This is a genomic window from Candidatus Galacturonatibacter soehngenii (assembly GCF_008830185.1).
Classification (GTDB): Bacteria; Bacillota; Clostridia; order Lachnospirales; family Lachnospiraceae; genus Lachnotalea; species Lachnotalea soehngenii.
On sequence record NZ_WAGX01000004.1, the window covers coordinates 902,312 to 917,749 of the forward strand.

Below are 15,438 nucleotides of genomic sequence, written 5' to 3' on the forward strand. Positions count from 1 at the left end.
CTTAAAAAGCGGTGAAATACATTTCTTTCACCGCTTTCCCTTCCTATGTTCTATTTCTAGATTTCTATTTGTTTTCCAGAAGGAATTTCGATTATTTTCTCATCCACACTAATCCATACAGACATTGCAGACGGATTATAAACAAAGCTAGCATCTGCTGCATATTGCAATCTACTTGCTGCCTCCATATAGTCGTAGATTTCAATGTTAGTAGCATACCATATATCATCTTTATGACTTGCTAGTTTACAAAAGTTCTCTATAACATCCCAATTATCTCTATCGGTAAACTCATAACTATGTCCCCATACATACATCATATAGAGATATTGCTTCTTAAATAAATCAACAAACTGCTGACCAAGTTCTAATAGATTATGGTTATGATGGCAAGTAGATTTCCATGCTGTATAATCAGTTGGCATACCAAAATTATCAGAATTTCCAACCACTCTTGCATATTTAATTCCAAGCTTTGGTAGAATCTCTTGAATTTCCTTTGTATAGGAGCCATTTGGATAAGCCATTCCTCTTACTGTATAGCCCATTGTTTTTTCCAATACTTTTCTATCTTCAATTACTTGAGCAATCACTTGATCGATTGGACACCTTTCAATGGTCGGATGGGTATAGGTATGACACGCCACCTCATGTCCTGCATATAACTCTTTGTATTCACTAAGAGGAATTCGCTTGTCATCCCAATCAATTCCACCATTTAAGTTAAAGGTTCCTTTCATTCCATAATGATTCAATAATGCTACTAATCTACGATCTTCTTCCTTCCCATCATCATAACTAAATGTTAGAACTTTGTGCTTTCCCTCTGGGAAACAAGTGTAAATATTTTTTAATAATCGACTCATTTTCTCCTCCTATTTTAGCAATTGGGGCAAGACATATTCCCACTCCATATCGGATGCATAATAAAACTTTGTATAACATGGCTGATTGTAGCAATTGTTTTGCCATGCTACTCCCGTTCGATATTGTATATCATGCATCAAAGTAAATAATTTGTGTGTTGTAATATCCGTATTTGTATATATGCGTATGGCACTATTGTCAGCTTTTCGAAGAATTAGTTCTTCTCTAAAATCTCCAAAAATGTCCGCGATCAAACATGGGTTTCCTTTGGTACCATTATTGGTAGCCATTTGCTCTGGAATTAACATACTGCCGTGAATATTATCATTAATTACACCTTGATGTTTTGCAAATAAATCCGTTCCATCTAATATCTGCGTTGTCAAATCAGCAGCCCAACGAATGCTTTGATTCGTACCAAGAAGCTTGTCAGAAAGAATCTCTCCCGTACAACTTCTTACATCATATACCCATACTTGTAATCCTCTGACTTGTGGGTTGATATCTCCTATCATACATCGTCCCAAATCTGTTTCTGCATATTCTCCAAAGATTACTTCACCAGTTTGTGCATCCCTTAGTGCAAAACCGTATGGAGCATATCTTGCTCCTTCAAAGACTTGGAATATTTCAAGACCTGGTTTATCTGGATCAATATTTGCAACATGCATGGCATCTCCATGGCCTAACTTTGCATAGGTTCCATCTGGCAGATATCCATAACTGCTATATAAGATACTTCCATCATGGTCAATCACAGCACCGCCATATATGATTTCTTGAAACCCGTCACCATCTACATCTGCTGTCGACAAGCTATGATTTCCTTGCCCTGCTAATATTCCATACTCACTGTTTGTTCCCACTCCCATATGCGGATTATCCTGAAATGGATTTTTCATTGGAACAAAACCAGAATCAATACTAAAATACTCTTTTAATTTTCGTTCAAAGAAACTATATGCAACGATAGTCGTTCTTGTATAATATCCTCTGCAAATAATCAAGTATGGACGCTCTCCATCTAAGTATGCTACTCCTGATAAGAATCTGTCAACCCTATTACATGGTTCGATTCGATTCATAGCATAATCTCCCCACATTAATCCATCATCGACACGGCCGTATTTAAAAGGAATTGTTTCAATTTCCTTTCCATCTCCCGCAAACATGGTCAGATATTCTGGACCTTCATAGATAAACCCTTCAAATTTATCCAATTCATTCTTGGGACTTTTTTCTTTTGCAAACACATGAATAAAATAATACACCAATTGACTGGCATCTTCTTTTGACAATGGATATTCATATTTTTGTTCGATCCCAAAACACTCTTCTAAGGTTTTTGGCCAATTACCATTTCTTACTTCTTCGTGATTATGCCAATTCATAAATACCTCAACTAAGTGATCTACATAATCTTTTGAGCTACAAACATAATTATCAAAGTGGCGATACCCCTTATTTATATCTTCTTTGGGCATTGTTATGTATTTTTCTGCTTTAATACTTCCATCCTTATTGTACAACGTCATTTTTGTACCAGGTGCAGTCTTTACAGCCATCTCTGCCTTCCCGTCATTATCAAAATCATATACCATAAATTGCGTATAATGAGCACCAGAGCGAATATTGACCCCCATATCAAGACGCCATAACAACGTTCCATCTAATTTATAGCAATCAATATAGCAATTACCAGTATAGCCTTTAATAGACACATCATGTGAATTTGTTGGGTCCCATTTGACAATATATTCATATTCTCCGTCTCCATCCACATCTCCGATGCTCATGTCATTCACATGATATTCATATTCTTCTCCGACTGGTGTTACCCCGCCTTCTGGAATTTGCATGGGTATATCAATATAGTTTTCATTTGAAGCAAAACAAGTTACTTTATCCGACTTGTCATGTTCTACCTCATTAAATATAGCCGCAACTTGATAAGTATCCGCTTCACTTCCTTCTTCATCAAGATAATTCGTACTATCGGTAACCAATGCCAACCTTTTTTCATTTTTATATATTATAAAGTCTGCTCCAGTTAACCCTGTATCTGAATATCCATCCACTTCATCTATCATCAATCTCCAACTTAAAAACACACCTTTTTTTGTTTTGGCAGCAATTAAGCCTCTGGATAATTTTTCTCGTTGTTCATGAAATACTTTTTTTACATCTGTCTTTAGTATCTTGGATTCTTCTTGTTCCACTCCATTCATGACAGGTGCCACTTTTAGAAAATGTGGAACATGAGTACTTTTATTAAGCTGATACTCTGTTTCCTTTGTTTCTGTTAGGCATTTAAATTTCATAGTTGGAATATTTTTATCTGCCCAATACACGCGATAGCATTGTGCTTCTTTTATACTATCCCAACCTATAACTACATTTGAATCATTCAGTGCTTTCACTTTCAGATTACTTATCATGATACTTCCTCCGTTTACCAAATCATTTCCCTTTGAAACGTTTGATTTGAAAGAAAGGGGGCAAATAACCCCCTTCTTTCTTTCTGATTATTTTGTTGCAGTGTACTGTGCGTTAACTTCTTCAATTACATTCTTACCGCCTTGTGTCAACCAGTTGTCCCAAGCTGCCTGAAGGCCAGCCTCATCAATCTGTCCACAAATATATTGTGTTCTTGCGTCATCGATAATTTTATCTAATGTACTTCCACTTAATGAATAGGTATCTGAATTATTTAAGTATGAAATTGCAGGATTAAATACTGCTACTGCCTCATTTTCTTTCTTTACCTTTTCTTCTAATTCAATTCTTTCATTTGTCTTTACAACTGGACTTAAAGCTTTTAAGTTAGGAATAAATGGAATTGTCTGATTTAAAGCTTGATATGCTTTTGTCGACACCTCATCACCTGCATCAAGGTCAATTAAATAGCCCTCTTCATCCAGATTCCAATGTACATCTTTTATCCCATAGGTTGCTAAGGTAATCATTTCGTCAGAGCACATTTTGTCTAAATAATTCAAGCATGCAGCTAATTTTTCTTCTGTATCTGCCGCTTTTGTAATTACAAAGAAACCATTGTTTCCTGATGTAGCAAGTGTTTTACCTTCAATACTTCCAATTAAATTCATAGAAGCTGGTTTACTTGCATCTACTACAGATGGAACCTTTTGATCTTCAAAGTAATCCCAGATTTTTCTTGCCCCATCTAAAACATCAATGAACATTCCACATTCACCATTTTTTACACTGTCTGCCCATGTAGCTGTATCACGTACTGCCCAGTCTTCATAGACTAAACCATCATCATACATTTTTTTAATCCATTTTAATGCTTCCATATATTCTTCTGTTTGGAATGTAGGTACTAATTTACCATCTTTTTCTACCCACTGATTTCCTACTCCAAACCATGTTTGCATAATATCAAATGGACCTGTATATTTACAAAGAGCTAAACCATACGTATCATCTACACCATTTCCATCTGGATCACCATAGGTAAACTGATACATCATATTATAGACATCTTCAATTGTTGTAGGAGCACTAAGGCCTAATTTTTCCGCCCAATCTGCGCGATATCCCAAACCATTTCTTCCGATTGGTCTAGCTTTATACACACCGATTAATTGTCCATCAATGGTAACACCTTCGTTTACAGATTCGTTCGCTTGTGATAAATTTGGATACTTCTGTGCGTCAAACATATAATCTTTTAGATCCCAGAAGGCACCTGCTTTTGCAGCACCAACGATTACCGCTGACATTTTACTTACTGAAATGATCATTGGCATATCATCAGCAGAAGCCAATGTTAAGCTTAATTTATCTTCATAATTATCATCTGGCACCCATGTAAAATCCACCTTAGTATTGGTGTATTCCTCCATCTGAGCAAGAACTTCATCGGAATGCTCGCCTGATACAGGACTACCTGAATAATCATAGGTCATCATTGTAATATTTGCTTTTTCAAAAGTCCCAGAATCTGTCGTTTTTGTTCCTTCCTCTGTTTTTGTTGTACTTGTAGCGGCAGAACCTCCACAACCAGCTAAACTTCCCACTGCAATTGCAAGCGTAAGCATTAATGCTGTAACTTTTTTCAATTTCATACTTATCCTCCTTAAAAAATTAATAATTTATAGTATAACGGTCTTAGCCTTTTACGGCACCAACCATAACACCCTGTGCGAAATACTGTTGAACAAATGGATAAATCATTATAATTGGAACAGTTGCAACTACGGTAGCAGCCATTTTAACAGCTTTATCCGGAGGTGCTCCATTTGTATTATAGGTCATCATTTCTGCTTCAATTTTACCTGTTAATAAAACAATTCTTCTAAGTACAATCTGAACCGTTTCTTTTGCTGGATTGTTTAAATAAATCATGGCATTAAAATAGTCATTCCAATGTCCTACAGCGTAAAACAAAGAGATGGAAGCAATAACAGGCTTTGATAAAGGAAGTGCAACTTTATAAAAAATTTCTAAATCATTTGCACCGTCGATTCTTGCTGCCTCATCCAGTTCTCCTGGTAAATCTTCAAAGAATTTTTTCACTATTATCATATTAAATGGACTAATGGCTCCCATAAGCATTAACGCCCAAAATGAATTATATAGCCCCAACTGCTTAATCCATAAAAAGGTTGGTATCATGCCACCTGAAAATAGCATGGTTACAATTACTAGATTCAAAACTAAATTTCTTCCTTTAAAATGTTTTTTTGACAGCGGATAGGCAAATGTTGTAGTAAAAAACATTTGAATAAATGTCCCTACTATGGTTAAAAAAATAGAATTTTTTAATCCTTTGAAAACTTCACCCGTCTTTACGATATATTGATACGCATTAAAAGAAATTTCTGTTGGTATGATAAAGAATGCCTTTTCTGTTAATTCCCTTTCTGTTGCAAAAGAGCCTGCTAATACATAGAGGAAGGGAAGTAATGTAGCAATTCCGACGATACCAGCGATTAGATAAATTAATATCTGAACAATCCGATCTCCTGTACTTGATTTTATCTTGTTGTTTCCTGTAACTTTATTTTTTGTATTATTATAACTAGCTAAATCTGCCATTACATCATCCTCCTTTCTAATAAATTCCACTCTCACCAGCACGTTTTGCCAACCAATTTGATCCAAGAACCATAATCAAACCTACTACTGATTTGAATAATCCTGAAGCAGTACTGTATGAATATTGTGCATTGGTGATACCTTTGTAATAAATATAAGTATCAAAAACCTCTGATGTTGATACGTTTAAAGAATTACGCATTAAGAAAATTTGTTCATATCCTGTATTTAAAATAGCTCCCACTTTCAAAATTAACATTATGATGATAGTGCCTTTAATTGCTGGTAATGTAATGTGCCACATAAGTCTCCATCTTCCAGCACCGTCTACTTTTGCAGCTTCATATAATTGTGTATCTACTCCTGATAAAGCCGCTAAGAAAATAATCGTTCCATACCCTGTTTCCTTCCAGATACTTTGACCAACAATCAGACCTCTAAAATATTGTGGTAATCCAAGAAAATTAATTGTGTGTCCTGTTATTGAATTGATGATTTGATTTACAATACCATCATTAATATTGAACAATGTATAGGTAAGACTTGCTACTATAACCCAAGAAATAAAATGTGGTATATAGATGAAAGTCTGTATTAGTCTTTTATATTTATCATGTCTTATTTCATTTAATAAAAGAGATAATATAATTGGTGCTGGGAAAAAGAACATTAGGTTTAGTATTGAGATACCTAATGTATTTTTTAATAACATCCAGAAATCTGCACCGCTAAAGAAATTCTTAAAATGAGTAACACCAACCCATTTACTTCCCATAATTCCTGTGAATGGACTATATTGTTGAAAGGCAATGATAATCCCTCCCATTGGAATGTAACGAAATAATATGAAGTATAATGCTCCGGGAATTAACATAATATATAACCATTTATGCTGATTAAAATATTTTATAAATTCACCTTTGTTTTTTGTCGGTTTATGTACATGTACATTTGCAACCTTATTCATAAATGACCTCCTTGATTTTAGTACCGAAACTTTGTTTGTGTAATTTGTATATCAAATCACATGTAACTTTATGTTTCTAGTGCAACTATACTATCACATATGTATTACAGCAATAATCATTTCGTATACTTTATATGGAAAAGGATTGTCCATATCGATATTAAAATATAGTATTTACAGTAAATGCATTATGAAGTAATCATTCTCTTTCTTGCTTTTTTGTATCAAAAAATAAAATGATTATTCAACTTCACGAATACAAGCGTACAAAAAAACCGTATACTCATAAAATTGACTGAGTATACGGTAGAATAGATTTTTAAGATATCACTTTTTACCAATCTAAAATTCAATTCTCTTCCACTAATCTAATACTTTATTATAATCTTGTCTGAATTTGCCTGGCGTTGTTCCTACATGCTTACTAAAAAACCTTATAAAGTTTTGTGTATTGGTGTAATTTAGAGTTGCTGCAATATCTGCAACGGTTAGACTGGTAGTTGTTAACATTCTCTTTGCTTCTAAAACTTTGTATTCAGCAATATAATCACTAAATGTAATATTTTTTTCTAGTTTCATTATTTTCCATATGTAACTAGGATGATAACCTAATCTTTCTGCACATTCCGCAAGTGTAATATCTCCTTTTGTTTCTTCGACAAGCCTTTGTATATTCTCCATTATTTCAGTCGTTCGATTCGTTCTAAACTTACTCAATTCTAAAATTATAGGAGTCACTACTTTATATTTAAAAAAGCTGGTCATTTTATCCATATCATAAAGCTGATTAAAGTTTAAAAATATATTATTTGCTTCTTGTCCAAAAATATCATTAATGACTAATCCAGCGTTACTTGCAATTAATATGATAGAAATCAAAAAACGATGCATATAAAAGGAGCATTCATTCGATGTGATTTTCTTACTTGTTAACTCTTCGATAAATTTATCGACTGTACGAAAAGCCCTCTCTCTATCACATAAATCAACTGCCTCTTTTATTTCTCCCTCAAAAGCGGTATTATAGACAAATCGATTTGCATTATTCGTAATATCGGAGTAAAACATGATTTGACTGTCTGCTTCGAATTCATTTAATTTCTGATCTTCTTGTTTATCACAAAATACTTCACTATTCTTTAATGCTTCTAAGCTTTCATGATATGCCGCTTGATAAAGGTAGAGATCTTTGAAAATCTTACTTACACCAAAATTAATCTCCATATGATAGTGCTGCTTTACATACTTAGCAAAGCTGTCAAAAATTCTAAGTATATTTGCCTCAAGTTCCTCTTTATTATCATGCGTAACTGACATTACCATCACTTTCGCACTGCAAATAGGTGACATAAATAGCTGCTCTAAAATTTCTTCTGGCATATTCTCAATCACTGCGATTCTTACGGCATCTTGCTTCGTCTCGTCATACTCTTCAAAAGCGTCTTGTGAACGTATATTAATCGAAATTACTCCAAGATACTTTTGAGGCCTTAATTTTAATCTGGTTAAATATTGTTCTAGCTGATTTTTCTTAATCTCATTTCTCACTAACCTTAAATGGAAAAATTCTCTTAGTTGACCTTGCTGGCCCTCCATTAACTTTTCTAAGGCATTGTTCTTTCCTACAAGATTATCAATGCTTTTTGTGATAAACTCAAATTCATTTTCTTTCTTTTTCGTTCGATTTACATTTGCCATTTCATGCACATGATCCGTTAAATCTAACACTGGCTCATAGATTCTTTTTGTTGCAAGAATTGCCATTCCAAACCCTAAGATTACGATCGCTATCATTACAATTGAAAAAGACAAAATTTTATCAGCCGCATTCTTTATGTTGTTCGTATCATAGCTGACAACATATTTCCAGCCCATTTCATCCGAGGCTGCAACTGCAACATTATAAACCTGACCATTCTCAAGTTTTATGGTTTGTACCTTTTCACTACTAAGATTTTCACCTCTTTGTTCACAATATTTATATATCTCTTGATTGGTCGTATAAATCAAACTGTCATTACTATCCAATACGGTTATATCGTTATTGCCTAAATTATCTCCAATCATCTTTTGTAACTTAGCTTGGTCAATATTTATAATCATTAACGAATATGGTTCTTTGCTCTTAGCTGGTAACTTACAGATGAACGACAAATTATTTAAATTAACTATTTCTCGTTTCATTTTGATAGGTTGAGTGAAACCAATTCGATTTAACCAAAAATTACGCACCAATGTATTTGCTTCGTATCGATAAAGCATATCGATATCTTCTTTATTTTCAACATCTTTATATTCATAAAGACCACGATTGCTTAATATCCACCCCGTATTAAAGTTAATAAAGGTGAATCCATCAATATATTCAGATAAATAAGTTGACCCATCTAATACATCAATTGCCTTTACAAGTTCTGTATAATCAGAATAACTAATAAAGGTATTTAGCAACCATTTCACCTCGTCTGTATCTTCTACTTCCAAATAACTCTTTTTAATATTAATTAATACGCTATCTACTTGGTTTTTAACTTGATTTGCCGTTGCTTGCGTAGATAAATTCACATTTCTAGTGACTTCGGTTACATAGGTACGATAGGAAAAGAGTCCTAAAATTATAATAGGGGCAAAAACAATCACGAGTAAATACCATAAAATCCTATTTCTATAATTTATTTTTCCAAAAAAAATGCTCATCCACTCTTTCTGTTTTATCTTCTCTAACATCGCATATCCCCAATCTATATGGCAAATTAACTGCATTATTATGCACATACTTGTCTATTATATCTAATTTATGAAAAAAAAGAAAGCTTAATTCCATATTTATATATTTTTATGGGAGTATTGCATAATAGCTTCTCATTCGGTATTATAGTAGTGTTCGTATAAAATGTCAAAGCTTACTTGGAGGCACATAAGATGAAAAGAATATTTTGGGCAGGAGATTCTACCGTCAAAGATAACTATATTGATACCTATCCACGCACTGGAATTGCACAAGGACTACGTCTGTATGTAAAACCAGATGTTGTTATTTTAAACCACGCTGAAAATGCAAGAAGTACGAAGAATTTTATTGCCGAGGGTCGTCTTGATCGTATAAAAAATGAAATACAAGAAAACGATTTCCTTTTTATTGAATTTGGCCATAATGATTGGAATGAAGATCCAAATAGACATACTCAACCTTTTGGTGATTACCAGCGTAACCTTCTACAAATGATTGATGTGGCAAGAAGTAAAAAAGCTTATCCTGTGTTAATCACTCCTCTTTATTGTCGGTTTTTAGATGAGAGACAATCATTAAAAGAAAATGTTCATTTTGACTACCCTGCTGCAATGATTGCCCTTGCCTTTGAACAAAACGTACCCTACATAGATCTTTGTAAAAAAAGTGAAACGCTCCTACTGAAAACTGACCTTGAGGTATCAAAGGGTTGGTTTATGAATCTAACAAAAGGTCGATATGTGGCCTATCCAGATGGCATAAAAGACGATGCACATTTACAGCACGAAGGCGCCGTCGTTTTTGCAAAGCTAATTGCAGACGGTTTGAAAGAATTAGGTTCTATTTATGCAGAATTGATTCGTTAGTTCCATAAGTTCCATAATAAAAAGGCATTTGCTCAAAGTTCAAGCGAATGCCTTTCTTTTTATAATTGTATTATTACAAAGATATCATAAATTGCTTTAATTGCAGCTTCAAAATCACTATTTTTCACACCAATGATTATATTTAATTCACTCGAACCTTGGTCAATCATCTTAACATTGATATTTGCATGTGCTAAGGCTGAGAAAATTCTTCCTGCAGTCCCTCTTGTTGCTCTCATACCGCGACCAACAACAGCAATTAATGCCAAATCTGTCTCCATATCAACGGAATCAGGCTCTGCTAATCGATGAATATCAGATAAGACTAGCTGTTCTTTTCCTTCAAATTCTGGTTGATGAACAAAGACTGTCATTGTATCAATGCCTGATGGTACATGTTCAAATGAAATATCATGCTTTTCAAACGCTTCCAGCACTTTTCTTCCAAAGCCAATTTCTGAATTCATCATATCTTTTTCTATATTAATAGCTACAAAACCTTTTTTACCAGCAATTCCTGTAATTGTATATTTAGGTTGTCTACAAGTACTTTCAACAATCATAGTTCCACTATCTTGTGGAGCATTTGTATTTTTAATATTAATTGGAATTCCTTCTTTTCTTACTGGAAAAATCGCGTCTTCATGTAAAACAGTAGCCCCCATATAAGACAGCTCTCTTAATTCTCGGTATGTAATTGTCTCAATTACTTCCGCTCCCTCAATAATTCTTGGGTCTGCGATTAAGAATCCTGAAACATCCGTCCAATTCTCATATAAATCAGCACGAACGGCTTTTGCTACTATGGAACCTGTTATATCAGAACCGCCTCTGGAAAAAGTCTTTACCTTACCATCTGGAAGCGCACCATAAAAACCTGGTATTACAGCTCTTTCTAAAGTAGAAAGTCTTTTTGAAAGTATTTCATTGGTCTTATCCGCATCAAAACTAGCATCTTCATCAAAAAAGATAACTTCTGCGCTATCAATAAATTCATATCCTAAATAATTTGCCATGATGATGCCATTTAGGTATTCTCCACGGGAAGCTGCATAGTCACTGCCTGCTTTTTTCTCAAATTCTTTTTGAATGATTTCGAATTCTTTATCTAAAGATAAGTCTAGGGATAGACCTTCGATAATTTCATCATAACGCGCTTTAATGTTTGCAAGCTTTTCTTCATACGGTTTTTCTTCAATTACTGCTTTATAGCAATCATAAAGCATATCCGTAACTTTTATATCTTCTGCATAACGTTTTCCTGGTGCTGATGGAATTACATATTTTCTATCCAAGTCTGCATGAATAATATCTGCAACTTTTTTAAACTGCTGAGCACTTGCTAATGAACTTCCACCAAACTTAACTACTTTTTTCATATTGTACTTCCTCCATATCCTTTACACAAAAATGCGTCTTATAATAAAATCCCACATTTCTGTCTGTTTTGCAAGTGTTTTTTTTAACTTCCTAAAAAAAGAATACGAATTCTATTCACAGAAAAAAAGAGCCTTTCAATGAAGACTCTTTTTTTATTCGTCAACTTATTTCCAAATGGTATTATAAAAAATCTCAACTTGCTCCTCTGTCAAGAACCCATGTGCTGCACTTGGATTTCCTATCTTATAGGAGGCAAATAAAATAGCTGCTTTTAAGGAATAATAGGGATTTCCTGTTTTTTTATAAAAATGAACAAATGCAGACAATTGAGAATCACCTGCTCCTAGTGTATTCACAATTTTACGGGTACGAACAGTTGGAAACGTTCCAATAAAATTATCCTTTTTAACATATAAGATTGCACCCTTTTCACCCATGCCAAGGATAATTATTTCATTATGATATTTATTTTCTATTTCTTTTATAAAATCTTCGTAAGGCTCTTTTAGGTTCGCATGATTCAAGCATAATACATCTGCATACTGCATAAATTCTTTGTTATATTCATCATCCATATCTTTTATGTCATGAACATCCGTCACAATCATTTTTCCCGCATCTTTTGCCTTTTTCAAAAATGGTCTTGCATAATTGGAATTACAAAATACAACCGTATCACAATCTATGATTGCCTTTTCATAGATTGATTCATCGTATGCCACCTCGTTGCTTTCTTTTAAGTCATTTATGATTTGCCTGTTTTTTTCATCTGAAAATAATACAATGGTATGAGGTGTGGCATCTAAACAAGGTATTACATACTCATTTGATATACCTGTTTTTGCAAGTTCATCATCTAACATTAATTTAAAAGAGTCATTTCCACAAAAAGATAAAAAACGAACAGAGTCACCAAGTTTTTTTAATGCACGGGATACGTTGTAACCATGCCCAGAAAAACCAGTTATAATACCAAAATTATTATCGATTAAACGATTATCTGGTAGCGGAATACTTGAAACTTTTACCGTTGTCTCAGCATAAATCGGTCCCATTACTAATATTTTGCTCATATATCATACCTCCCGTCTAAATTTTGTTACATTCCTACTTTTATTATGCAACATTTGGGAGATTTTCTCAATATATATCCATTATTTTATTACTTTTTTACTATACATCTAGTTTTAATTGGACTTCCTCCTCTGCCTCAGCCTTAAATCCTTCTACTTGCTCTTGATTAATGAGTGGTAACTCGTCAATTGATTGCACGCCAAAGGCACGCAAGAATTCTTCCGTTGTTCCAAACAAAAGAGGTCGTCCTGGTGCATCTAATCTTCCTAGTTCATGAATTAGATTGTACTCTACTAATTTATTCACTGCATGATCACTTTTTACACCACGTATCTTTTCAATTTCTAATTTGGTAATGGGTTGCTTATAGGCAATGATTGATAGTGTTTCTAATAATACCTCTGATAGATTATGTTTTTTAGGCTGTCTTGCAATTCTTATCAGATACTCATACATTTCTTTTTTGGTACACATCTGATAAGAATTCTCTAATTCAACAATTTTAATTCCTCTGTCCTCTTTCTCGTAACGATCCATCATATTATGTATTAATTTTTTTGTTGTCTCTTCATCGTGTTCAATGGCTGCTGCAATCTTACTTAATTCAACAGATTCTCCCATTGTGAATAAAATTGCTTCAATAATTGCTTCCAATTTTTGTATCTCCACTGTAAACCCTCTCTTTACATACTTTAAGTAGTAATAATCAGAATATCATCGAATATTTTTTCCTGCGATATTGCTATCAGTCCCGTCTTCATTAACTCCAAAATCGCAAGAAACGTTACAATTACTTCCATTTTACTGCATTGTTCTTCTAAAAGTTTTCGAAAACTGAACTTATTGTTTTCAGTAGCAAACACCTTGATGTACTCAATTTTTTCTGAAAGGCTTACTTCCTCCTTTTCAATTTTCCCAAAACGACTTCGTATTGGATCAATTTTATTTTCCTGCTTTCTAATAATCGACTTAAATATACTATGTAATCTGGCAAGTGACAATCCATCAAGTAATTCTTCCACATTTACTGGTTCACTATATTCTTCTATTTCTTTTGGTATCGTTGGTTCTTTGAACAACACCTTTTCTGCATCTATTTGCCTGTCCTTTAGTTCATATGCCATGTATTTATACATCTTATACTCAATAAGTTTTTCCACTAATTCTTGTCTAGGATCTGTTTCATCTCCTTCTTCATTGACTTCTCTTGGTAATAACATTTTTGATTTAATATCAATCAAAGTAGCAGCCATCACAAGGAATTCACTCATAATATTTAAGTCTTCTTTTTCCATTTGTTGTATATAGTCCAGATATTGCCTTGTTATTTCAACAATAGGAATATCATATATATTTACTTTATTCTTGTCAATCAAATGTAAAAGCAAATCCAAAGGTCCTTCAAATGCCTGTAGTTTAACTGGTATTCCCATTTTCTCATTCCTTTATTTTATTTTACTTTTGGGATAATCTTATACTGATTAATTCTGCGCGATTATTGACACGTATATTAATGGTATGCGTTCCTAATCCTCGACTTAATATCATAGTACGCTCGCCTTCATAAAACTGGCCCCCATCATATTTTGGGAAAAACTCCACCTGCGGAGAAGCAAGTCCACCCAAATATGGAAGTCTAATCAATCCTCCATGAATGTGCCCTGCCAAGGTCATATCAGCGCCCCATTTGGCATACGCTTCAAAATATTCAGGATTATGTGCGAGCAAAATATTATACTCCTCTTTATTCGGATTTCCTAATAATGCATTCAAATAATCATCTGCAAGCTTAGCTTTTTGAAACCTTTTATAATACTCTTTTTCTATCTCAAGTCCATGAATGTTTAACGTTGTACCTTTTATAGTTATTCTTACTGATTTATTGTCTAAAATAATCACATTGTCGTGTTGTATTTCTTTTAAATAAGCCTCATACATTCCAACGTATTGTTCTGGATAAATCTTCATTCGATATTCATGATTTCCCATTCCATAATAAATCGGATACTTTTTTGCTAGTTGCTGTAGCAAATCAATTGATACTTCCATACTCTCACGTGGTTTGGCCACAATCATATCACCCGCTATTAAAATGATATCTGGTGCTTCTTCTTCAATCGCCTTTATTAATTTTTCATTTTGCTTTCCATATACATGATTGTGCAAATCCGCTAGTACGACTATATTAATTTCTTCTTTTAAGCCTTTTAATTTTTTTGATTCTATGTGATATCTAGTAACTTTAAAAACATGATTTTCATAAATAATATAAATAATAAATAAAATTAAAACTATATATTTTAACATATATCTCCTTGCTTTTTTTACAGGATTTATTTTATAATTTCAGTTGTAATACTAATTTTTATGTTATCATCCAAACGTTTTGCTTTATTGCAACCTATATAATACCATAATCTTGTAAGGAATGTCCATATAAAAACAAACGCCAGAGGAAATGAAACCTCTGGCTGTTTTTGTATCATATT

12 protein-coding genes are annotated in these 15,438 nt (G+C 33.5%); 1 reads left to right on the forward strand and 11 read right to left on the reverse strand.

Annotation, left to right across the window (positions count from 1 at the left end):
• Positions 1-56 precede the first annotated feature (56 nt).
• The 6 genes from F7O84_RS06785 to F7O84_RS06810 all read right to left on the reverse strand — a co-directional run bounded on the left by F7O84_RS06785 (position 57) and on the right by F7O84_RS06810 (position 9,625).
• Positions 57-866, reverse strand: a complete 810-nt coding sequence (locus tag F7O84_RS06785; RefSeq protein WP_151143330.1) for a polysaccharide deacetylase family protein — start codon at positions 864-866, stop codon at positions 57-59.
• A gap of 9 nt (positions 867-875) precedes the next feature.
• On the reverse strand, positions 876-3,305 hold the full coding sequence (locus F7O84_RS06790; RefSeq protein WP_192451678.1) for a rhamnogalacturonan lyase: 2,430 nt from the start codon (positions 3,303-3,305) through the stop codon (positions 876-878).
• Between the two features lie 87 nt (positions 3,306-3,392).
• Positions 3,393-4,958 (reverse strand): extracellular solute-binding protein, encoded by a 1,566-nt coding sequence (locus F7O84_RS06795; protein WP_151143335.1) that lies wholly within the window; start codon positions 4,956-4,958, stop codon positions 3,393-3,395.
• A 43-nt stretch (positions 4,959-5,001) separates the two neighbouring features.
• A complete protein-coding gene (locus F7O84_RS06800) occupies positions 5,002-5,931 on the reverse strand; it encodes a carbohydrate ABC transporter permease (RefSeq protein WP_151143338.1) in 930 nt (309 codons plus the stop codon).
• A 16-nt stretch (positions 5,932-5,947) separates the two neighbouring features.
• On the reverse strand, positions 5,948-6,898 hold the full coding sequence (locus F7O84_RS06805) for an ABC transporter permease (protein ID WP_151143342.1): 951 nt from the start codon (positions 6,896-6,898) through the stop codon (positions 5,948-5,950).
• A 363-nt stretch (positions 6,899-7,261) separates the two neighbouring features.
• Entirely contained in the window at positions 7,262-9,625 is a 2,364-nt protein-coding gene (locus F7O84_RS06810) for a helix-turn-helix domain-containing protein (protein ID WP_192451679.1), read from the reverse strand.
• Between the two features lie 195 nt (positions 9,626-9,820).
• Between F7O84_RS06810 and F7O84_RS06815 the strand changes: the two genes are divergently transcribed.
• On the forward strand, positions 9,821-10,495 hold the full coding sequence (locus tag F7O84_RS06815) for a rhamnogalacturonan acetylesterase (RefSeq protein WP_151143349.1): 675 nt from the start codon (positions 9,821-9,823) through the stop codon (positions 10,493-10,495).
• A gap of 59 nt (positions 10,496-10,554) precedes the next feature.
• Here the strand turns inward: F7O84_RS06815 and F7O84_RS06820 are convergent, their stop codons facing one another.
• The 5 genes from F7O84_RS06820 to F7O84_RS06840 form a co-directional block, all read right to left on the reverse strand.
• Entirely contained in the window at positions 10,555-11,874 is a 1,320-nt protein-coding gene (locus F7O84_RS06820) for an aspartate kinase (RefSeq protein ID WP_151143351.1), read from the reverse strand.
• Between the two features lie 165 nt (positions 11,875-12,039).
• Positions 12,040-12,948 carry a carbohydrate kinase family protein gene (locus tag F7O84_RS06825; RefSeq protein ID WP_151143353.1) on the reverse strand — a complete coding sequence of 303 codons (909 nt, stop codon included), beginning with the start codon at positions 12,946-12,948 and terminating at the stop codon, positions 12,040-12,042.
• A 100-nt stretch (positions 12,949-13,048) separates the two neighbouring features.
• On the reverse strand, positions 13,049-13,618 hold the full coding sequence (gene scpB / locus F7O84_RS06830; protein ID WP_151143357.1) for an SMC-Scp complex subunit ScpB: 570 nt from the start codon (positions 13,616-13,618) through the stop codon (positions 13,049-13,051).
• 23 nt (positions 13,619-13,641) lie between these two features.
• On the reverse strand, positions 13,642-14,382 hold the full coding sequence (locus tag F7O84_RS06835) for a segregation and condensation protein A (RefSeq protein ID WP_151143359.1): 741 nt from the start codon (positions 14,380-14,382) through the stop codon (positions 13,642-13,644).
• Between the two features lie 22 nt (positions 14,383-14,404).
• Positions 14,405-15,256: a metallophosphoesterase gene (locus F7O84_RS06840; RefSeq protein WP_151143362.1), complete on the reverse strand. Its 852-nt coding sequence runs from the start codon at positions 15,254-15,256 to the stop codon at positions 14,405-14,407.
• Between the last annotated feature and the right edge of the window lie 182 nt (positions 15,257-15,438).